We start from the raw sequence: 20765 nt of genomic DNA, 5'->3' as shown, positions 1-20765 counted from the left end.
CCCCACCCCCACCCCCCCCCCCCCCCCCCCCCCCGCCCCCCCCCCCACCCCCCCCCCCCCCCCCCCCCCCCCCCCCCCCCCCCCCCCCCCCCCCCCCCCCCCCCCCCCCCCCCCCCCCCCCCCCACCCCGTCGACTGCGAACGGCGTGTTCGAGGTCGACCCCTCCCGGTCCGCCCGTTCCCGGACGGGGCCCCGGACCCCGACATCGGAACGCGCACCGGAGCGTCGTCATGGCATCACTGGTCACCGAGGGCAGGGTCGACGTCACCGTCGTCGACCCGCAGCCCTCCCGGAGGGCCCGCCGGGTCTTCCCCTGGGTGGTCTTCACCCTCACCTTCGCGCTGCTCCTGTCGGACTACATGTCCCGGCAGGTCCTCGCGGCGGTCTTCCCCTTCCTCAAGCTGGAGTGGGCGCTCAGCGACACGCAGCTCGGCGCCCTCACCGGTGTCGTCGCGCTGACCGTCGGGCTGCTGGCCGTCCCGCTCTCCCTGCTCGGCGACCGCTGGGGCAGGGTCCGGGCGATCGTGCTCATGGCCGTCGTGTGGAGCCTGGCGACCGCCGGGTCGGCGGTCGCGGCCAACTACGAGCAGCTCATGCTCGCCCGCCTGTTCATCGGCGTGGGCGAGGCCGCCTACGGCAGCGTCGGCCTCGCCGTCGTCCTCGCCGTCTTCCCGGCCACCCGGCGCGCCTCCTTCACCGGCGCGTTCATGGCCGGTGGCTCGTTCGGCTCGGTGCTCGGCGTCGCCCTGGGCGGTGCCCTCGCCGTCCAGCTCGGCTGGCGCTGGTCCTTCGGCGCGATGGCCGTCCTCGGGTTCGTCCTGGTCCTGCTCTTCCGTCTGCTGGTCAGTGACCGCACGCTCGACCGGTTCCGGGTCGATGACGCCGCCGTGGGCGAGCCGGTCTCCGTGCGGGGCGGGCGCGTCCCCCTGCGCACGCTGTTCAGCACCTCTTCGGTGGTCCTCGCCTACCTCGGCAGCGGACTGCAGCTGTTCATCGCCGGCTCGCTGTTCGCGTGGCTGCCCAGCTACCTCAACCGCGCCTACGGGCTGGCCCCCGACCGGGCGGCCGCGCTGGCCGCCGTGGCCATCCTGTTCATGGGCGTCGGGATGATCGTCTGCGGCTGGGTCACCGACCGGCTGAGCCGGCACGTGGCCGTCCGCAAGTGGACGACGGCGATCGTGTACTCGCTGGTGTCGCTGGTCTGCCTGGGCGCGGGCTTCGCGATGGCACCGGGTGCGCCGCAGCTGCTGCTGCTGGCCGTCGGCGTCTTCTTCGCCGCCGGCACCACCGGCCCGGCCGGTGCGATGGTGGCCAACCTGACCCACGAGTCGATCCGGGCGACCGCGTTCGGGACGCTCACGCTCGCCAACAACCTGCTCGGCCTGGCCGCCGGGCCGGTCGTCACCGGCATCCTGGCCGACCGGCTCGGCCTGCAGAGCGCCATGGCGCTGGTGCCGCTGGCCGCGGTCGGCGCGCTGGTGGCGCTGGTCCTGGGCCGGCGGGCCTACCCGCGCAGCCTCGCCCGCGTCGGTGCCACGGCCGGCACCCCGGGTGCTGCCACGGTCGGCACCTCGGCGGTGTCCCGGTGAGCCCGGCGACCGTCGTCTGCGTCCCGGGGCTGCGCGGGCACGACGAGGACCACTGGCAGACGCGGCTGGCCGCCTCGGTGCCCGGGGCGCGGACCGTCCCGCCGCTGGGCCGGACGAACGCGAGCCTGCGGGCGCGGGTGATCGTGCTCGACCGGGTCGTCGCCCAGGTGCCGGGCCCGGTGGTGCTCGTCGCCCACGGCGCCGGTGCCCTGGTCGCGGTGCACTGGGCCGCCCGGTACGACACCCGGGGCGTGGTCGGTGCCCTGCTGGCCACCCCGCCGGCCCTCGCCACGGAGCTCCCCCCGGGGTACCCCCCGATCGCCCGGCTGCGGGCCTGCGGCTGGCTGCCCGTCCCGCGACGGCCGCTGCCGTTCCCCAGCATCGTCGCGGTGAGCAGCGACGACCCGCTCGGCAACCCCGTCCGGGTGGCCGCCCTCGCGTCGGCGTGGGGGAGCCAGGTGCACGATCTGGGCGCCGTCGGCCACCTGGAGCCGGCCTCCGGCTCCGGGCACGGGCCGGAGGCGGCGGAGCTGGTCGAGCGGCTCCGTGCCGGCACGGTCGAGCGCGACGCGGACGGGGCCGGCCTCCGGCGGGCGCTCGACCTCGTGCCGGCGTGACCGCCGTCCGCCCCCCGGCCGCGGTCGTCCCGGCCGCCGGCGGGGAGCGTGCGGGGGGTCCGGTCGCCGGCGGGGCAGCGTCGCCCCGCCGGTGGCCGGGCCTGCTGGCCGCCGCGCTCGGACTCGCCGCCGCCGTCGTCGCGCACCGCCTCGTGCCGGCGGTCGGCGTCCTCACCTGGGCGGTCGCGCTCGGCGTGGTCGCCGGCAACACCGGCCTGCTGCCGTCGGCGGCCCGGGCGGCCCTCGGCCGGCTGACCCGGCGCCTGCTGCGGATCGGGATCGTCCTGCTGGGCTTCGCCGTGTCGTTCGGCTCCATCGCCGCGCTCGGGCTCGGCACGGTGGCCCTGGTGGCGGTGACCCTCGTGCTGACCCTCGTCCTCACCACGTGGCTGGCCGGCCGTCTGGGACTCGGCCGCGCCCGCAGCCTGCTCATCGGCACCGGCTTCGCCATCTGCGGGGCGTCGGCGATCGCGGCGATGGAGGAGACCGCGGGCGCCGACGACGAGGACGTCGCCGTCGGGATCGCGATGGTCACGCTCTTCGGGACGGTGGCCATGGTCGCGCTGCCGCTGCTGTGGCACCCGCTGGGCCTCAGCGCCGAGCAGTTCGGCACCTGGGCCGGCGCGAGCATCCAGGAGGTCGGCCAGGTGGTCGCCGCCGCGGGCGCCGGCAGCGCCGCCGTGGTGGGCGTCGCCGTCGTCGTCAAGCTGACCCGCGTGCTGCTGCTCGCGCCGGTCGTGGCGGTGGTCAGCACCGTCCGCCGGCTCACCAGGGACGGCGGGCAGGCCGGCGCGAGGCGCCCGCCACTGGTCCCGCTGTTCGTCGTCGGCTTCGTCGCCTGCGTGGCGCTGCGCAGCACCGGCGCGGTCCCGGCGGGTGCGCTGGCAGCGATCTCCCAGGTGCAGGTGACCGCCCTCGCCGCCGCGCTGTTCGGGATGGGCGCCGGGGTGCGGCTGCGGTCACTGCTGCGGGGCGGCGGCCCGGTGCTCGCGGTGTCGGCGGCGTCGACCGTCTTCCTGGCCGGCACCGCCCTGGCCGGGGTCCTGCTGCTCGGGGCCTGACCCCGCCCGGCCGGCGCGGTGTCACGCCCGGGACCTCAGCCCAGGACCACGCCCTCGGCCGAGCCCGACGGGGTGGGGTCGGGCAGCCGGGACATCCGGAAGGAGTTGGCCAGCCCCAGCAGGCCCGCGGCGACGGGGATGAGCAGGGCGATCTGCAGCGCCAGCGGCCGGGTCTCGGTGTTGATGCGGACGATCTCCTCGCGGGTCGTCGCGGGCTGGTCGGCGAGCAGCTCCTCGAGGCCGGTGGTGCTCAGCAGCTGCGCGTCCTCCTCCAGCACCTCGGCGACCCGCTGCTGCTCGGCCGCCGACAGCACGTCGCTGTCCTCGGCGCGGCTGGTGAAGGCGACGGAGAGCGCGGCGAGCATGACCGCCCCGGCGAAGGCCAGCCCGAAGGACAGGCCGAACGACCCCGCGGCGGAGTTCACGCCGGCGGCCTCGCTCACCCGCTCGTCGGAGACCGGGCTCAGGGTGTAGTTGTTCAGCTGCGAGACCAGCAGGCCCAGCCCCGAGCCCGCGATCACCAGCGGCACCAGCAGGTACCAGCCGGAGTCGGCCCGGGGGACCAGCGGGAGCAGCACCAGGAGCCCGGCCGTCAGCAACGCGAACCCCCAGCGGACGATCGTCGCCGGGCGCCGCCGGCCCGCCCGCCGGCCGGCGAGCAGGGCGATGCCGAACATGCTCAGCGACAACGGCGCGATGGACAGGCCCGCGCCCAGCGCGTCGTACTCCAGCACCATCTGCAGGTAGATGGGCAGCACGATCATGGTGCCACCGAGGGCGATCTGCTGGAGCAGCTGCTGGGAGACCCCCAGCCTGAAGTACGGGGATGCGAACAGCCCCGGGTCGAGGAGCGTGGGCCGCCCGGAGCGGCTGCGCCGCCGCAGCCACCAGACCAGCCCGCCCATGGCGACCAAGCCCACTGCCAGCACCGCGCCCACGTACTCGCCGCCCTCCTGCCAGAGCAGGATGCTCAGCACGATGCCGCCCATGCCGAGCACCGACAGCAGCGAGCCGACGGGGTCGACGTGCCGCGGCCCGGTGAAGGGCACATCGCGCACCAGCCGGATGCCCGAGAGCACCACCGCGATGATCACGGCCTCGAGGAGGAAGCCGACCCGCCAGGACAGGAACGTCGTGATGAAGCCCCCGAGCAGGGGGCCGACCGCCGCCGCGATCGCCGCCGCGGCGCCGACGAGGGCGTAGACCCTCGTGCGGGCCGCGCCGTCGAAGTTGCCGTGGATGAGCGACTGCATGGCCGGCAGCAGCAGGGACGCGCCGAGTCCGCCGACCAGCGCCCAGAACACGATGATCGCGACGAGGTCCTGGGCCAGCGTCATGGCCACGGCCCCGACGGCGTAGCCGAGCAGGCCGAGCACGTAGGCCCGCTTGCGGCCGAACAGGTCGCCGACCTTCCCGCCGATCAGGATGAACGCGGCCGACACCAGCGCCTCCAGCGCGATCGCGGACTGCACCCCCGAGACGGTGGTGTCCAGGTCCGCCACGACCGCCGAGATCGAGACGTTCATCAGGGACGTGTCCACGACGAGCACGAACATCGCCATGGCCAGCAGCAGGGCGAGCAGACGGTTGCCCGCCGCCCGCGGCGGGGAGGGCGGGTCCGCGCGGTCGGTCGCCATCGCGCCAGCGTGGGCGGGACGGCTCCGGAGGGCCTCATCCCGTCGTGGTGATCGCCCGTCGCCGGCGCGGTCGGGTGCCCAGCGGTGTCCGACGGCGAACCATCCGCCTCGGAGGATGCCTGCGCGTGTCCGCCCTCCATGATCGAGAGGGACGGACGTTCGCGTGGGTTCGCCCTCAGGCGACGGAGACCGAGCACCGACGGGCCCGCCCCGGCCCGTCGCAGCGCCTGGGGGGTGGGACTCGTGGCCAAGAAGGACAGGAAGCACCCGAGGGGTGCCCCGTCGTCCCCGGTCCCGGCCGGGGACGTCGGCACCGACCCGCCGGCACGGCTCAAGCGCAGGGACTACGAGGCGGAGATGCGGCGGCTGCACGGCGAGCTCGTGGCCATGCAGGAGTGGGTCAGGAGGACGGGGGCCAAGGTCTGCGTCGTGTTCGAGGGGCGGGACACCGCCGGCAAGGGCGGGACGATCAAGCGGATCACCGAGCGGGTCAGCCCGCGGGTGTTCCGGGTGGTCGCCCTGCCCGCGCCGACCGAGCGCGAGAGATCGCAGATGTACATGCAGCGCTACGTCCCGCACCTCCCGGCCGCGGGGGAGGTCGTGGTCTTCGACCGCAGCTGGTACAACCGCGCCGGCGTGGAGCCGGTGATGGGTTTCTGCACGCCGGAGGAGACCGCGCGGTTCCTGGCCATGACGCCGGAGTTCGAGCGCGCGATGACCGACGCCGGGATCCACCTGCTCAAGTACTGGCTGGAGGTCAGCTCCGAGGAGCAGACGCGGCGGCTGATGAGCCGTGTGCAGGACCCGCGCAAGGTCTGGAAGCTCTCGGACATGGACCTGCGGTCCTACAGCCGCTGGTACGACTACTCGCGCGCCCGCGACGCCATGTTCGCCGCCACCGACACCGCGTGGGCGCCGTGGTTCGTCGCCCGGACCGACGACAAGCGGCGGGGACGGCTGAACATCATCAGCCACCTGCTCGGCCAGGTCCCGTACGAACCGCTCGCCCTCCGCGACGTCAGGCTGCCCGAACGGCAGCGGGCCGACGGCTACGCGGAGCCGGATCTCCACGCCCGGACGATCCCCGCGCCGTTCTGACCGGCCGGGGAGGGCCCGCCACGACGACGGCACGACTCGTAGACCACCCCGCCCGCCGTGGCGCGGGTGCAGCGCACCTGGGGAGCCGACATGGTCATCGCGCAACACCCCGTCGAGAACCTCGCCCCGTACGCGCTGCCGGCGCTGGACGTGGCGGCGCAGCTGGGGGTCGACGCGGACGAGGGGCTGGCCGCCGCCGAGGCGGAGCGGCGGCTGGCCGAGTACGGGCCGAACGAGCTGCCCGAGCAGCCGCCACCGAGCACGTGGGCCGTGGCCCGGGGCCAGCTGGCCAACCCGATGAACGTCATGCTGCTGCTGGTGGTCGGGGCCAGCTTCGCGATCGTCCAGATCGCCACCGCGCTGGTGGTGCTGGGCCTGGTGCTGTTCAACGTCGTGATGGGCACCAACCAGGAGCTCAAGGCCCGGTCCAGCGTGGAGGCGCTGGCCAAGCTGCAGGTGCCGCACGCCCGGGTGCGCAGGTCCGGCGGGGTCGAGCAGCTCGACTCGACCCAGCTGGTGCCGGGCGACATCGTGCTGCTGGAGGCCGGCGACGTGGTCCCGGCCGACGGGCGGATCGTCTCCGCGGCCACCCTCGAGGTGCAGGAGGCGGCGCTGACCGGGGAGAGCGCCCCGGTGCCCAAGGACCCCGGCACCCTGCCCGGGGACGAGGTCGCGCTGGGCGACCGCACCAACCTGGTGTTCCAGAACACCCAGGTCACCCGCGGCACGGCGGTGTTCGTCGTGACCGGCACCGGCGCCGCGACCCAGATGGGCCAGATCGCCGGGATGGTCACCGCCACCGAGCGCACCCGGTCCCCCCTGCAGCGCGAGCTCGACGGCATGACGAAGGTGTTCGGCGCGCTCGCCTTCGTGGCGGTCGCCGTCATCGCCGCCTTCGGCCTGGTCCGGGGGATGGACACCACGACGCTGGTGCTGCTGTGCATCTCGACGGCGATCGCCTCCATCCCGACGGGGCTGCCGACGTTCGTCCAGGCCATGCTGTCGTCCGGGGCGCGCCGGCTCGCCGAGGCGAAGGCGGTGGTCAAGTCGCTGTCGGACGTGGAGACGCTGGGCGGGACCACGGTCATCAACTCGGACAAGACCGGCACGCTGACGATGAACGCCATGACCGCCACCACGATGCTGGCGGGCGGCGACTGGTACACGATCGAGGGCCCGGGCTACCAGAAGACCGGCGCCATCCTGGGCGTGGCCGGGGGCAGGCCCCCCGACTTCCACCGCCTGGCGCTGGGCCTGATCCTCTGCACCGACGCCACCGTCGGCGACGACGGCTCGGTCATCGGGGACCCCACCGAGGCGGCGTTCGTGGTGCTCGCCGCCAAGATGGGCGCCGACGCCGCCCGGACCCGCGAGTCGCTGCCGCGCCGGGCGGAGGTGCCGTTCGACTCCGAGTACAAGTTCATGGCGACGTTCCACGACCGCCCCGAGGCGCTGGCCGGCGGGATCCTCACCCAGCCGCACTTCGCCAGCGTCAAGGGCGCCCCGGACGTGGTCCTGCAGCGCTGCGCCACCGCGCTCTGGCACGGCGAGGTCGTCCCCGTCGCCGCCGTGCGGGAGGAGATCCTGGCCGCCAACCGGCAGCTGTCCGAGCGCGGGCTGCGGGTCCTCGCCTTCGCCGCCCGGGACCTCGACGACGCCGCGATGACAGCGGCGCTGACCGACCCCATGGCCGCGGTCACCGACCTCGTCCTCATCGCGCTCGTGGGGATCGTGGACCCCCTGCGCACCGAGGCCCGGGACGCGGTGCACGTCGCCCTGCGGGCCGGGATCGACGTGCGGATGATCACCGGCGACCACACCGTGACCGCCCGGGCGATCGCCGACGAGCTGGGCCTCGGGCCGGGTGTGGTCACCGGCACCGAGCTGCAGCACCTGTCCGACGACGAGGTGCTGCGCCGGCTGCCCCGCCTGCACGTGTTCGGGCGGGTGGCTCCCGAGGACAAGCTGCGGCTGGCCAAGCTCATGCAGCAGGACGGCCAGGTCGTCGCGATGACCGGGGACGCCGTCAACGACGCGGCGGCGCTCAAGCAGGCCGACGTCGGCGTCGCCATGGGCAGCGGGTCGGAGGTGTCCAAGGAGGCGGCGAAGATCGTCCTGACCGACGACAACTTCGCCACCCTGGTCAAGGCCGTCGACCTGGGCCGCGACATCTACCGGCGGATCTCGACCTACATCCGGATGCAGCTCACCGTCCTGTCGTCGGTGCTGCAGCTGATGGTGTTCGCCACCGTGCTGAACATCAACAGCGGCGTCGCGCTGTTCCCGCTCCAGCTGCTCTTCTGCAAGTTCTTCGTGGTGATCACCGTGGTCATCGGCTTCATCGTCGACGTGCCGGACCCCGGGGTGATGCAGCGGCCGCCGCGCCGGCCCGGCACGAGGATCGTCACCCGGCCGTGGATCGTCCGCTGGCTCGTCTTCGGGTTCGTCGTCGCCGCCACCGCCCTGTCGGTGCTGCAGTGGGGACCGGGCGAGCCGAGCACCACGCAGCCCTCGGTCGCCATGACGATGACCTTCGCCGTCGTCTCGCTGTCCGCGGTCAACATCGGCCTGGTGATGCGCCGCGAGCGGCAGGCGCCCTGGTCCTCCCCGGTGTTCCCCTACCTCGGGTGGATCGTCCTGGGCTGGGTGCTGACGTGGGCCGCCGTGGAGCTCGGCATGCTGCAGCGGCTGCTGGACACCACGTCCCTCAGCGGCGGGCAGTGGCTGGTCGTGCTCGGCCTCTCCCTCCTCGCACCGACGGTCGTCGCCGTCGACAAGGTCCTCCAGCTCCGGCACCAGCGCCGGGTCCCGGCGTGGGAGGCCCCGGCCGTCGCCGGGGCGTCGGACGGTGGTGCGCGGTGAGCGGTGGGCCCCGACCGCGCCGTCGCTGCCGGAGGTGAGGCGGGCCGCACCAGGGGGTGTCGCCGGCTCACCCCGCGCGCAGGATGCCGGCGACGCCCGGGCGCGGCAGGCTGGTCCGGAGCAGGCTCCGGACCACGCAGACGGGCACCGCCATGACCACGACCGACCGCGCAGCAGTGACGCGGCAGGTGTACTTCCACGATCCCCTGGCCCCGGCGGCGACCCGGGTCGTCCCCTCGGTCTTCGTCGCGGTGCGCCGGCACGACGGCGCCCTGCTCCTCGTGCGGCGCTGCGACAGCGGCGCCTGGGAGCTGCCGGGCGGGCACGTCGACGTCGGCGAGAGCGCCGCCGAGGCCGCGGTGCGCGAGACCGCCGAGGAGGCCGGTGTCCGGGTCGAGGTCACCGGGTTCGCCGGCCTGTTCAGCGATCCGGGGCACGTGGTCCGCTCGGCGGACGGCGACGTGCACCAGCCGTTCGCGCTGCTGTTCCGGGCTCGCCACCTCGGCGGGGTGCCACACGGGGACCGGCACGAGACCAGCGACGCCGCGTGGGTCCCCGTCGCGGAGATCCCGGGCCTGCCGATGGAACCGCCGGTGCGCGCCTGGGTGGCGCAGGCGGTCGCGGTCGGAGAGCCGCCGGTCCTGCGCTGAGGTCCCCGGCCGTCGGCGCGCGATCGCCCGCGCGGGGTGAGGCGCCGGCGGCCCCGGTCCCGACGATGGGCCGCATGACCACCAGTTCCCCCTCGGGCCCGCGGACGGACACCGGCACCTTCGCGACGCGGCCGCCCCCGGTCGGCACCTCCACCGGTCCCGGCTGGGTCGGTGTCGCGTGGTTCGCCGGCGCGATGGCGATGCTCAGCGGCTTCGCCACCGCCATCAGCGGCCTCATCGCCATCTACGACGACTCGTACTACTCGGTGACCCGCACCGGGCGCGTGCTCGTCTGGGACCTCACCGTCTGGGGCTGGGTGCACCTCGTCCTCGGGGTGGCCCTCTTCGCCCTCGGCGTCCTGCTGGTCACCCGGCCGACGCGCGCGGTCCGGCTGAGCACGGTCGTCCTGGCCGGGATCAACGCCCTCGCCCAGTTCACCTACATGAGCGCCTACCCGGCGTCGTCGATCCTCGTCCTCGCCCTCGACGTCCTCGTCATCTACGGACTGCTGGTCCACGGCCGGGACATCGAGGAGTCCCTCGCCTGACGCGACCGGCACGGGCCGCGTTCACCCACCGGTGGTGAGGCGCGGCGGTCGCCCTCCGGTCGACCCTCGCGGCATGGAACACCGCCCCGCCGGCCCTGCCCCGGCCTCCGTCCCCCGCCGGGGCACCCGGCGCCGCGGCCTCGTCATCGGTGCGGGTGGTGCCGTCGGCGGCGCCTGGGCCGCGGGCGCGCTGTGCGCGCTGGAGGCGACCGGGACGTTCCCGGTGACGGAGGCGGACGTCGTCGTGGGCACCTCGGCCGGGTCGCTGGTCGCCGTGCTCGTCGCCGCCGGCGTGCCGACCTCCGAGATGCTCGGGCTGTTCCCCGACGACGGGTCCCCGCTCGACGGCACCGCCCCCGTCCCGCCGGAGGTGTCGGGCCGGGTGCGCGCCACGCTCGGCGACATCCCCCGGCCGGTGCCCCTCCCGGGCAACCTGCGGCTGGCGGCGCGGACCCTGGGGCAGCCCGGCCGCCGGCCCGTGCGGACCGCGGCGGCGGCGCTCGCACCCCGGGGCCGGGGGGACCTCGCGCCGGTGGGGGAGCTGGTCGGCGGGTTCTGGGGAGACCGCGGCTGGCCCGTCCGTCCCCGCACCTGGCTGGTGGCGATGGACTTCGACTCCGGGCAGCGGGTGGCCTTCGGGGCGCCGGGTGAGCCGGTGACGACACCGGCGGAGGCGGTCATGGCCTCCTGCTCGGTGCCCGGCCGGTTCCCGCCCCGGCCCATCGGGGGCCGCCGGTACGTCGACGGCGGCGCGGTCTCCGTCACGAACGCCGACCTGCTGGCCGGGGAGGGCCTCGACGAGGTGCTGGTCGTCGCACCGATGGCCCCGCCCGCCTCTGCTCCCCGGTCGTCCACCACCGCCCGGCTCGGGCACTGGCGCCGCCCGCTGCTGTCCCAGCGGCTGCGCTGGGAGGTGTGGCGGCTGATCGAGGCCGGGACGAGCGTCCGCGTCCTGGCGCCGACGCCCGAGGACCTCGCGGCGATGGGCACCGACTGGATGGACGCCGGCCGGCACCGCCGGGTCTTCCGGACCGCGGTGCGGACGACGACGGCGCAGCTGCTCCCGGGTGCGGCGGCCTCCGTCCGGTGCGGCGACGTCGACGGCGTGGCCTGACGTGGGTCGGTGCCGGGCGCGCCCCGGCCGGCCGGCGGCTGACACCATGCCGGGATGCGTGCCCTCGTCGTCGACGGTGTCCGGGCCCGGCCCGAGGTCCGGCAGGTGGCCGACCCGGTGGCACCGCCCGGCGGCGTGGTGGTGCGGGTGGTGGCCACGGGGCTGTGCCGCAGCGACTGGCACGCCTGGGCCGGGCACGACGACGGCGTCGCGTGGCCGCACGTCCCGGGGCACGAGCTCGCCGGCGTGGTCGCGGAGCTCGGTGCGGGGGTGGGCCGCTGGCGGGTCGGCGACCGGGTCACCGTCCCCTTCGTGTGCGGCTGCGGCCGGTGCGAGTGGTGCCGGGCCGGTGAGGCCCAGGTGTGTCCCGACCAGCAGCAGCCGGGCTTCACCCACTGGGGGTCCTTCGCCGAGTACGTGGCGCTGCACGCCGCGGACGCGAACCTGGTCGCCGTCCCCGAGCAGGTCGACCTCACCGCTGCGGCGAGCCTCGGCTGCCGGTTCGCCACGGCCTACCGCGCCCTGGTGGCCCGCGCCCGGCTCACCGCGGGGGAGTGGGTCACCGTGGTGGGGGCCGGGGGTGTCGGGCTGAGCGCCGTGATGATCGCCCGCGCGCTGGGCGGTCGGGTGGTCGCGGTGGACCGCAACCCCGAGGCCCTCGCCGTCGCCTCCGCCCTCGGCGCCGAGCACGTGGTCCGTGCCGACGGCGCCGACGTCCCGGCCGCCGTCGCGGACCTGACCGGCGGTGGCAGCCACGTCGCCGTCGACGCGGTGGGCAGCGAGCAGACCTGCGCCGCCGCGGTCCTCGGCCTCCGCCGTCGGGGTCGGCACGTGCAGGTCGGGTTGCTGCCCCCCGTCGGTGGTCACCCGCGGGTGCCGATGGAGCGGGTCATCGGCTGGGAGCTCGACGTGCTGGGCAGCCACGGGATGGCGGCGGCCGACTACCCCGGCATGGTGCGGCTCGTCGAGCAGGGCGCGCTGCAGCCCCAGCGGCTGGTGGAGCGCACCATCGGGCTCGAGGAGGCGGCGGCGCTCCTGCCGGCGTTCGACCGCGCACCGGTGGCCGGCATGACGATCGTCGACCCGTCCCGCTGACGCCTCCCGGCGGCGCCGTCGGGGTGCCGCTGGCAGGGTGGACGGCGTGGCCGACTCCTCTCCCGTCGTCGTGGTGACCGGTGCGAACGGACTGGTCGGCAGCGCCGTCTGCCGGGCGCTCGTCGAGCGCGGGGCGCGCGTGCGCGCCGTCGTCCGCCGGGCCGGCAGCGCGCCGGCGCTCGACGGGGTCACCGAGCACGTCGGCGACTTCGCCGACGAGTCCCTCGCCCGCGCGGTGACCCGGGGCGCCGACGCGGTCGTCACGACGGTCCACCCGATGGGCTCGCCCCGGGAGGTGCAGCGCCGGGTCGCCGTCGAGGGCACGCCGGTCCTCGCCCGGGCCGCCCGGGACGCCGGCGTGTCCCGCCTGGTGCACCTGTCCACGGCCGGGGTCTACGACCGCTCGGCCGGCGTCGGCGACGTGACCGAGGACGGTCCCTTCCTGCCCGAGGGGAGCGGGGACTACGCCGACACCAAGAACGCCACCGACGCCGCGCTGGCGCGGGTCGGCGGGCTGACGACCGTGCTGGTGCGCCCGCCGGCGATCCTGGGTGCCGGCGAGACGTCGGTGTGGAACACGCTGCGGCCGCGGGAGGTCCGCGACGGGGACCGCCGCGCGAACCCGGCGCAGACCTGGGCCTGGGTGCACGTCGAGGACCTCGCGGGCTTCGTCGCGGACCTCGCCACGGGCGCGATCGCGACCGCCGACGACCCGGAGCAGGGCCCCGTCGCCGGCGCGACGACCGCGGTCGACGTGGCGGGTGAGCCCGCGACGTGGCGGGACTACCTCGGCACGGTCACCGACGCGCTGGGCGTCGCGCCGGAGTGGACCGACGAGCCGGTCTGGACCGGGCAGCTGCGCACCGACCGCGCGCGCCGGTGGGGCTGGGCGCCGCGGGTGGGCCTCGCCCAGGCGCTCGAGGAGCTGCGGCAGGGCCTGGCGCCGGACGCACGGTCGCACCGGTGAGGGTGGCGTCCCGTCGGAGCCGGTGACCGCGGTCGGCCCGGCCGCCGGGCCGCGGGGTCCCCGGCCGCGAGGGGGGTGTCCGCCGGGTCGTGGTCTGTGACCATCCGGGGATGACCGATCTGCACACCCTGCTGAGCGACGTGGCGGTGCGGGCGTCCGACTACCGGGCCGGTGTCCGGGACGCCGTGGTCTTCCCCCGGGAGGAGGCGGCGGGCGCCGTGCGCGCCGGGCTGGGCCGGCTGCGCGAGGGGGGCACCGACCCGGCGGTCGTCCTGGCGGAGCTGACGGCGGCCGTCGAGCAGGGGCTGGTGGCCACGACGGGGCCGCGGTACTTCGGCTTCGTGGTGGGCGGTGCCCTGGACGCGGCCACCGCCGCGGACATGCTCGCCGTGGCGTGGGACCAGCCGGCGTTCAACGCGGTCACGTCGCCGGCGGCAGCGGTCGTGGAGGACGTGGCGGGCGCGTGGCTCAAGGACCTGCTCGGGTTGCCGGACACGACCTCCGTCGGGTTCGTGACCGGCGCCCAGGGAGCGAACACCGTCGGTCTGGCCGCTGCCCGGCACCGCGTGCTCGCCGACGCCGGCTGGGACGTGGAGCAGGACGGGCTCGGGGGCGCCCCGGCGATCCGGGTGCTGGCGACGGTGGAGCGGCACGCGACCATCGACCGGTCGCTGCGGTTGCTGGGGCTCGGTGCGGGCGTCCTGCGCCCCGTGGCGACCGACGAGCAGGGGCGGATCGACCTGGCCGCTCTCGCCGGTGCCCTGGAGGAGGGCCCCCCGGGGCCGCTCGTCGTCAGCCTGCAGGTGGGCAACGTGAACAGCGGCGCCTGCGACGACCTCGCCGCCGCCGTCCCCCTCGCTCACCGTTACGGGGCCTGGGTGCACGTGGACGGTGCCTTCGGGCTGTGGGCGGCGGCCTCCCCGAGCACCCGGTCCCTGGTGGAGGGCCTCGCGGCCGCGGACTCCTGGGCCACCGACGGGCACAAGTGGCTGAACGTCCCCTACGACAGCGGCTACGTGTTCTGCGCCGACCCGGAGGCGCACCGGGCCGCGATGGCGTACACGGCCGCGTACCTGACCGGGCAGGGACTGGGAGACCTGCGCGCGCCCGGGGACCACGTCCCGGAGTCCTCCCGCCGGGCGCGTGGCTTCGCGACGTGGGCGGCCCTCCGCGAGCTGGGGCGTGCGGGCGTCGCCGACCTCGTGGAGCGCTGCTGCGCGCTGGCCCGGCGGTTCGCCGCCCAGGTGTCCGCCGTCGACGGCGTCGCGGTGGTCAACGACGTCGTCCTCAACCAGGTCCTGGTCCGGTTCGGGGACGACGACGCGAGGACCGATGCCGTGGTGGCGGCCGTGCAGCGCTCGGGCGAGTGCTGGATGGGCGCCACGACCTGGCACGGGATGCGGCTCATGCGGGTCTCCGTGTCGAACTGGTCCACGACCGAGGTGGACGTCGACCGGGCCGCGAGAGCGGTCCTGACCGCCTGGCGCGGTGGGGGGTGACGGCCCGGAGGGAGGGCTGACGTCGGGTCGGCCGGGGGAACGCCGAAGGCCCCGCGGTCGGCACCTGCGGGGCCCGCGACGTCTTGTCCCCCGGGTGGGGCGCGGGCACGCTGTCGGCCATCGACCAGCCGCGGCGTCGGCGGGCGCCGCCCGAGTCCCTGGAGCGCCCCCATGCTGTTCCACGTCAGCTTCCGCGTCGAACACACCCGGCTCGACCGCGACGAGTTCTGGGACGAGTGGGAGCGGGAGACGCAGGCGGCGCTCGGCGCGATCGAGGCCGGGGTCATCAAGAGCCTGTACAAGGTCGCCGGGCAGCGCCGGGTCATCGGCATCGTGGAGGTCGAGTCGCACGACCAGCTCGACCAGATCGTGATGGGTGCCCTGCCGATGAGCCACCACCTCACCCTCGAGGAGGTCCTCCCGGTCCGGGAGTACGCCGCCTTCGCCGACGACGTGCGCGCACGCTGGCAGTCCTAGGGCGTGTCCGACGGACCTCCAGCCTCGGTAGCACCGCCCAGGCGGCGCTCCGCTGCGTTCGAGGCGCCGCCGGACACGACCCGGTGTCCGGCGGCTCCTCGGCCTCGCGGAGCAAGCACCTGACCGGCGCTCCCATCGGCACGGGTCCGTCGGACACGCCCTGGCGGCGGGCTACGGTCGGGGGTCGTGACCAGCCCCGAGCGCGAGTTCGTGACCGCGCACCGCGACGACCTGCGCGCCGATCTCGACGCCTGGCTCCGCATCCCGTCGATCTCCGCCGATCCCGCGCACGCCCCCGACGTCGCCCGCAGCGCGCAGTGGCTGGCCGGGGCACTGCGCGGGGTCGGCTTCCCGACCGTCGAGGTCTGGCCGACCCCCGGCGCGCCCGCGGTCTTCGCCGAGTGGCCCTCGGACGACGCCGACGCCCCGGTCGCGCTCGTCTACGGGCACCACGACGTGCAGCCGGTGGACCCGCTCGAGCTGTGGGTGCACCCGCCGTTCGAGCCGACGGCCGTCGACGGACCGGACGGCCCGGAGCTGCACGCCCGCGGCGCGAGCGACGACAAGGGCAACGTCGCCATGCACCTGCTCGGCGTGCGCGCCCACCTCGCCGCCACCGGCCGGTCCACCCCGGCCGTGACCCTCAAGCTGCTCGTCGAGGGTGAGGAGGAGTCCGGGTCGCCGCACCTCACCGCGCTGCTGGACGAGCGCCGGGACCGGCTGGACTGCGACGTCGTCGTCGTCAGCGACACCGGCACGGCGGCTCCCGACGTGCCCGGCGCCGTCGTCTCGCTGCGCGGGCTGGCCGGTGCGGAGATCACCCTGCGCGGGCCGGACGTCGACCTGCACTCCGGGTCCTTCGGCGGCGCCGTCCCCAATCCCCTGCACGCGATGGCGACCCTGCTCGCAGGCCTGCACGACGAACAGGGCAGGGTCACCCTGCCCGGCTTCTACGACAAGGTGCGGCCCCTCGGTGACCGCGAGCGCGAGCTGATGGCCCGGCAGCCCTTCGACGAGGAGGCGTGGCTGGCCGGGCCGGCGGCGGGCTCCGCGGCGTACGGGGAGGCCGGGTTCAGCACCCTGGAGCGGATCGGCGCCCGGCCCACCGCCGAGGTCAACGGCGTGTGGGGCGGCTACACCGGTCCTGGCCACAAGACGATCGTCCCCGCCGAGGCGCACGCGAAGATCAGCTTCCGGCTGGTGGCCGACCAGGTGCCCGCGGACGTGGCCGACCAGGTCCGCGCCTGGGTCGACCAGCGGCTGCCGGCGGGGATCACCGCCGAGGTGCGCGCCGAGAAGGCCGGCGTCGCCCCGTGCGCCAGCGACCTCGACTCGCCCGGCATGGGCGCCCTGCGGCGGGCGCTCGCCCGGGCCTGGGACGGCGATCCCGACGAGGTGCTCCACCTGCGCGAGGGCGGCAGCGGACCGGAGGCCGCCCTGGTCGAGCGGCTCGGCGCCCCCCTGCTGTTCCTGGGCGCGATGCTGCCCACCGACCGGATCCACTCACCGAACGAGCGGGTGCTGCTGCCCATGCTGCACCGCGGGGCCGAGGCCGCCGCGCACCTGTGGCGCGAACTCGCCGGGATCCCCGGCCGGTCATAGGCTCCGTCCGCGTCCGCCCAGGTCACCGGAGCGACGCGGGAGGCCCTGCCATCGTTGGAGGAGCGTCGATGTCCGACTCCCGGCACCTCATCGGGCTGCTGCTCGGCACCGAGGAGGACTGGCCCACCGCCTTCGAGGCGATCGTGCGCCGCCTCGGCACCGTGCACGACGGCGCCGGCGCCGCCCACCACTACGACGTCGAGCGGATCACGGTCGAGCCGTTCGACCTGTGCGCCAAGCCGCGCTACGACCTGGTCATCGACCGGCTGGCCTACTGGTACTACCACCCCCGTGAGTGGCTGAAGAAGGCCGCGCTCATGGACGACGTCTACCTCCTCAACAGCCCCTTCACCTTCCAGAGCATGGAGAAGCACGCGGCGTACTGCGCGATGCTCCGGCTGGGGCTGCGCGTGCCCGACACGGTGCTCATCCCGTACAAGAACCCGCCGGACCACGCCAAGTACGCCTACACGGCGGAGAAGTACAACCGGCCGTTCGACCTCACGGCCATCGCCGAGCGGATGGGCTATCCGCTGTTCATGAAGCCCTACGACGGCGGCGCGTGGGTCGGCGTCACGATGATCCGCGACGCCGAGGAGCTGCAGCGGGCCTACGACGCCTCGGGACAGCGGCTGATGCACCTGCAGAAGGCCGTCGCCGGGTACGACGTCTTCGCGCGGAGCCTGTCCATCGGCCCCGAGACCATGGTGATGAAGTTCGACCCCGACCAGCCCATGCACGGCCGGTACTCGGTCGCCCACGGCTTCCTCGACGCCGCCACGGGCGAGGAGACGGTCAGCATCGGCCGGCTGGTCAACGCGTTCTTCCGCTGGGAGTTCAACTCCTGCGAGACGCTCATCAAGGACGGCGTCGTCCACCCCATCGACTACGCCAACGCCTGCCCCGACATCGCGCTGACCAGCCTGCACTACTACTTCCCGTGGGCACTGAAGGCGCTGGTCCGGTGGTCGGTGTACTGCACCGCCACCGGACGACGGCCGCGCTACGACCTCGACACGCGCCGGTACTTCGACATCGCCGACCGCGACGACCTGGGCTACGACGAGAAGCTCAGGGCCTACCGCGGACTCGCCGACGACTACTTCCAGGTCGAGGCCTACTCCGACTTCTGCGCCAGCCGGCTCGCCCACCTCGACGCCGTCGTGCTCGAGTGGGTGCAGAGCGCCGACTTCGACCGGCTGCTCGTCGACACGGTGCGGTCCACGTTCCCCCCGCACGAGCACGACCACTTCATCGCGCACTACCGCGGGCTGCTCGGGATGTGGACGCGCGACGAGGAGAACCGGCTCAGCCGCATCTAGGGCCGTCCTGCGGATCGCGTGCGCCGCGACGGCTGCCGGCATCCCCGATCGGCCCAGCACGGGACAGGTCTGCCCGGCCCACGGACGACGGTCGCAGGCGGCAGTGGACCTGTTCGTCGACGGCGACCACGAGTACGTCGTCTTCTCCTGGGAGGACGAGCACGGACATCGGCAAGCGCTCGGGTCCTCCGGTGGCCGTGTCGACCAGGACCGGGTGGATGCTCCGGCCTGAGTCACGTGCCCGGCGAGTCGGCCGGTGTCCCCTCGGCGCCCCATTCGGGGCCGGCTCGGTCCGGAGGCGTTCCCGCGGGAACGTGCGCAAGCCCGTGCCCTTGACGACGTTCCCGCGGGAACGCCTACCTGGAGGCCGAGGACCTCAAAGCGGCTCCGTGGTGAGCATCCGCCTGTCTCCGAGGGCCCCACTCAGGGGCAGTGCTCCGCGTCGTTCCACCGAGGACGGTCCCGTGAGCGAGGTGAGAGCCTCGGACCGGGATGGTCACGGCCTGCGGCCCGTTCGCGACGAGGGCCCGGGCGCCTGAGCACGGAAGGCTCCCGGGACGGGTCGGCGAGGCGTAGTTTGCCGCCGTGACACCGTCGTCGGTGCCGCCGTTCGTCGTCCCCCGCGACGGTGGTGAACGGTTCAGCTTCAGTGGCACCACCCTGGTCTTGCGAGCGGCAGCAGACACGACTGGCGGCTCCTGCACCGTCCTGGAGGAAGTGGCTCCGCTGCTCGACACTCCGACCCACGTGCACTCTCGCGAGGACGAGATGTACTACGTGGTCGAGGGTGACCACGTCTTCGTCTGTGGCGGGCAGGAGTTCCATGCCGGGCCGGGCGGCCTCGTCTTCCTCCCCAGAGGGATCCCTCACGCCCACCGGCGGCTCGTACCTGGCTTCGGACGGCTCGTCTGCATCCTGGTGCCCGGGGGCCTGGAGGGGTTCTTCCGGATCCTGGCCGAGGCAACGCAGACCGGCGGGCCGATGGACGAGGCCTACGCGCGGGCGTCCCGGGAGTACGGGATCACCTGGCTGCCGTGACCGCCTCACCTGTCCCTGAGGCCGCCTCCAGGGACGTGAGCGGCGCACGAGATCCGCAGGACAGGCCCTAGTCGAGCGGCCAGTCCGCGACCGGCTCGTTGGCGTGCATGAGCTCGCTGTAGCGCCGCAGCATCTCCCGCAGCGCGTCACGGCGGTCCAGCGGCTGCCGCTGCTCGTCGATCCGGTGGAACACCTCCGCCTGCCACTCCGCGCCGTTGCGGTAGGCGGTGCAGCGTCGCTCGATGGCGCCCAGCAGCCGGTCGCTGACCGCGGTGTCGACGTCCCACTCGGCCAGTCCCTGCTGGGCCATGGGCAGCAGCCGGCGCAGCACCAGCTCGGTCACCGGCACCGTGCCGAGGCCGGGCCAGTACAGCTGGGCGTTGATGCCGTTGCGGGCGCCCTCGTCGAAGTTCTCCTCGGCGGTGGCGAAGGACATCTGCGACCACACCGGCCGGTCCTGCGCGGCGAGGGTGCGCAGCAGCCCGTAGTAGAAGGCGCCATTGGCGAACACGTCGACGATGGTCGGCCCGGCTGGCAGCACGCGGTTCTCGACCCGCAGGTGTGGCCGGCCCCGGTGGACGTCGTAGACCGGGCGGTTCCAGCGGTAGACGGTCCCGTTGTGCATGCGCAGCTCGGACAGCTGCGGGATGTCGCCGCGGTCGAGGACGGCGACCGGGTCCTCCTCGTCGCAGACCGGCAGCAGCGCGGGGAAGTAGCGGACGTTCTCCTCGAAGTGGTCGAACACGGAGGTGATGAAGCGCTCCCCGAACCAGACCCGGGGCCGGACGCCCTGCTCCTTGAGCTCGAGCGGGCGGGTGTCGGTGGCCTGCTCGAACAGCGCGATCCGGGTCTCCCGCCACAGCTCCTTGCCGAACAGGAACGGCGAGTTGGCACCGAGCGCCACCTGGACGCCGGCGATGCACTGCGCGGCGTTCCAGGTGGCCGCGTAGTCCTGGGGGCTGACCTGCAGGTGGAACTGGGTGCTGGTGCAGGCGGCCTCGGGCGCGATCGTGTCGGCGTGCACGTCGAGCCGCTCGGGCCCGGAGATGGCGATGTGCAGGTCCTCGCCCCGGGCGGCGAAGATCTGTTCGTTGATCAGCGCGTAGCGCGGGTGCGCGGTGATCGCCGCGCCGGTGACGTGCTCGGGCCCGAGGGTCGGCAGCGTGCCGATCATGACGATGTGCGCGCCGACCGACCGCGCGCGCTCCTCGGCGGCGTTGAGGCTCTCCCGCAACTCCGTCTCGAGCTCGGCGGCGGCCGTGCCGGCCAGCGTGGCCGGCCGCACGTTCATCTCGATGTTGAACTGGCCCATCTCGGCCTGGAAGACCTCGTCGGCGATCGCGGCGAGGACCTCCTCGTTGCGCATCGCCGGGTCCTGTTGCGCGTCGACCAGGTTGAACTCGATCTCCGTGCCGGTCAGCGGCCGCTCGAAGTCGAACTTCGACTCGTTGAGCATCCGGCCGAAGACGTCCAGGCAGCGGCGCAGCTTCTCCCGGTAGCGCAGGCGGTCCGCGCGCGAGAACGTCCGGGCCTCGACCTCTTGCCCCACGACGGTCGCCTCCCATCGGTGCCGACGTGCGGCCAGGTTG

The 20765-nt window shown here is 74.7% G+C and carries 18 protein-coding genes; 16 read left to right on the top strand and 2 right to left on the bottom strand.

What is annotated here, in order from left to right; all coding sequences use genetic code 11:
* The first annotated feature begins 230 nt into the window (after positions 1-230).
* From ACI8AD_RS21065 to ACI8AD_RS21055, 3 genes are read left to right on the top strand one after another with little or no spacing between them, the layout of a single operon-like run.
* The gene (locus tag ACI8AD_RS21065; protein WP_456872484.1) at positions 231-1589 is read left to right on the top strand and encodes an MFS transporter; all 1359 of its coding nucleotides are present in this window, start codon (positions 231-233) and stop codon (positions 1587-1589) included.
* Entirely contained in the window at positions 1586-2206 is a 621-nt protein-coding gene (locus ACI8AD_RS21060) for an RBBP9/YdeN family alpha/beta hydrolase (RefSeq protein WP_456872483.1), read from the top strand. Before ACI8AD_RS21065 ends, ACI8AD_RS21060 begins: the two co-directional genes overlap by 4 nt.
* Positions 2203-3267: a YeiH family protein gene (locus tag ACI8AD_RS21055; protein WP_456872482.1), complete on the top strand. Its 1065-nt coding sequence runs from the start codon at positions 2203-2205 to the stop codon at positions 3265-3267. Before ACI8AD_RS21060 ends, ACI8AD_RS21055 begins: the two co-directional genes overlap by 4 nt.
* A 35-nt stretch (positions 3268-3302) precedes the next feature.
* Here ACI8AD_RS21055 and ACI8AD_RS21050 read toward each other — a convergent pair whose 3' ends face one another.
* The gene (locus ACI8AD_RS21050) at positions 3303-4904 is read right to left on the bottom strand and encodes an MFS transporter (RefSeq protein ID WP_456872481.1); all 1602 of its coding nucleotides are present in this window, start codon (positions 4902-4904) and stop codon (positions 3303-3305) included.
* 243 nt (positions 4905-5147) lie between these two features.
* On the opposite strand from ACI8AD_RS21050, the gene ppk2 reads away from it, so the two are divergent.
* The 13 genes from ppk2 to ACI8AD_RS20985 all read left to right on the top strand — a co-directional run bounded on the left by ppk2 (position 5148) and on the right by ACI8AD_RS20985 (position 19176).
* Complete coding sequence (gene ppk2 / locus ACI8AD_RS21045; RefSeq protein ID WP_456872480.1) at positions 5148-6002, top strand: polyphosphate kinase 2; 855 nt, start codon at positions 5148-5150, stop codon at positions 6000-6002.
* A 57-nt stretch (positions 6003-6059) separates the two neighbouring features.
* Positions 6060-8864 (top strand): cation-translocating P-type ATPase, encoded by a 2805-nt coding sequence (locus tag ACI8AD_RS21040; RefSeq protein WP_456872479.1) that lies wholly within the window; start codon positions 6060-6062, stop codon positions 8862-8864.
* Positions 8865-9016: 152 nt separating this feature from the next.
* Positions 9017-9514, top strand: coding sequence for an NUDIX domain-containing protein (locus tag ACI8AD_RS21035; RefSeq protein ID WP_456872478.1), 498 nt, complete (start codon positions 9017-9019; stop codon positions 9512-9514).
* Positions 9515-9588: 74 nt separating this feature from the next.
* Positions 9589-10062 carry a DUF7144 family membrane protein gene (locus ACI8AD_RS21030; RefSeq protein ID WP_456872477.1) on the top strand — a complete coding sequence of 158 codons (474 nt, stop codon included), beginning with the start codon at positions 9589-9591 and terminating at the stop codon, positions 10060-10062.
* Positions 10063-10135: 73 nt separating this feature from the next.
* Positions 10136-11176, top strand: coding sequence for a patatin-like phospholipase family protein (locus ACI8AD_RS21025; RefSeq protein WP_456872476.1), 1041 nt, complete (start codon positions 10136-10138; stop codon positions 11174-11176).
* 54 nt (positions 11177-11230) lie between these two features.
* Positions 11231-12271, top strand: a complete 1041-nt coding sequence (locus tag ACI8AD_RS21020) for an alcohol dehydrogenase catalytic domain-containing protein (RefSeq protein ID WP_456872475.1) — start codon at positions 11231-11233, stop codon at positions 12269-12271.
* A gap of 46 nt (positions 12272-12317) precedes the next feature.
* Complete coding sequence (locus ACI8AD_RS21015; protein WP_456872474.1) at positions 12318-13238, top strand: NAD-dependent epimerase/dehydratase family protein; 921 nt, start codon at positions 12318-12320, stop codon at positions 13236-13238.
* A gap of 110 nt (positions 13239-13348) precedes the next feature.
* Entirely contained in the window at positions 13349-14737 is a 1389-nt protein-coding gene (locus ACI8AD_RS21010; protein WP_456872473.1) for a pyridoxal phosphate-dependent decarboxylase family protein, read from the top strand.
* 171 nt (positions 14738-14908) lie between these two features.
* Complete coding sequence (locus tag ACI8AD_RS21005) at positions 14909-15214, top strand: muconolactone Delta-isomerase family protein (protein WP_456872472.1); 306 nt, start codon at positions 14909-14911, stop codon at positions 15212-15214.
* 186 nt (positions 15215-15400) lie between these two features.
* Positions 15401-16816, top strand: a complete 1416-nt coding sequence (locus ACI8AD_RS21000; protein WP_456872471.1) for a M20/M25/M40 family metallo-hydrolase — start codon at positions 15401-15403, stop codon at positions 16814-16816.
* 68 nt (positions 16817-16884) lie between these two features.
* Positions 16885-18138: an ATP-grasp domain-containing protein gene (locus ACI8AD_RS20995; protein WP_456872470.1), complete on the top strand. Its 1254-nt coding sequence runs from the start codon at positions 16885-16887 to the stop codon at positions 18136-18138.
* A 103-nt stretch (positions 18139-18241) separates the two neighbouring features.
* Complete coding sequence (locus tag ACI8AD_RS20990) at positions 18242-18370, top strand: hypothetical protein (protein WP_456872469.1); 129 nt, start codon at positions 18242-18244, stop codon at positions 18368-18370.
* Between the two features lie 353 nt (positions 18371-18723).
* Positions 18724-19176 carry a cupin domain-containing protein gene (locus tag ACI8AD_RS20985; protein ID WP_456872468.1) on the top strand — a complete coding sequence of 151 codons (453 nt, stop codon included), beginning with the start codon at positions 18724-18726 and terminating at the stop codon, positions 19174-19176.
* A 67-nt stretch (positions 19177-19243) separates the two neighbouring features.
* Here the strand turns inward: ACI8AD_RS20985 and ACI8AD_RS20980 are convergent, their stop codons facing one another.
* Entirely contained in the window at positions 19244-20725 is a 1482-nt protein-coding gene (locus tag ACI8AD_RS20980; protein ID WP_456872467.1) for a hypothetical protein, read from the bottom strand.
* Between the last annotated feature and the right edge of the window lie 40 nt (positions 20726-20765).

Source organism: Geodermatophilus sp. SYSU D00766 (assembly GCF_054049915.1).
The sequence above is the reverse complement of the archived record's forward strand: the minus strand, read 5'-3'. Positions and strand labels throughout refer to the sequence as shown.

Coding starts and splice junctions, on each gene's coding strand:
- ACI8AD_RS21065 (WP_456872484.1), top strand. CDS start 231: ATGGCATCACTGGTCACCGAGGGCAGGGTCGACGTCACCGTCGTCGAC.
- ACI8AD_RS21050 (WP_456872481.1), bottom strand. CDS start 4,904: ATGGCGACCGACCGCGCGGACCCGCCCTCCCCGCCGCGGGCGGCGGGC.
- ACI8AD_RS21035 (WP_456872478.1), top strand. CDS start 9,017: ATGACCACGACCGACCGCGCAGCAGTGACGCGGCAGGTGTACTTCCAC.
- ACI8AD_RS21030 (WP_456872477.1), top strand. CDS start 9,589: ATGACCACCAGTTCCCCCTCGGGCCCGCGGACGGACACCGGCACCTTC.
- ACI8AD_RS21025 (WP_456872476.1), top strand. CDS start 10,136: ATGGAACACCGCCCCGCCGGCCCTGCCCCGGCCTCCGTCCCCCGCCGG.
- ACI8AD_RS21020 (WP_456872475.1), top strand. CDS start 11,231: ATGCGTGCCCTCGTCGTCGACGGTGTCCGGGCCCGGCCCGAGGTCCGG.
- ACI8AD_RS21010 (WP_456872473.1), top strand. CDS start 13,349: ATGACCGATCTGCACACCCTGCTGAGCGACGTGGCGGTGCGGGCGTCC.
- ACI8AD_RS21005 (WP_456872472.1), top strand. CDS start 14,909: ATGCTGTTCCACGTCAGCTTCCGCGTCGAACACACCCGGCTCGACCGC.
- ACI8AD_RS20995 (WP_456872470.1), top strand. CDS start 16,885: ATGTCCGACTCCCGGCACCTCATCGGGCTGCTGCTCGGCACCGAGGAG.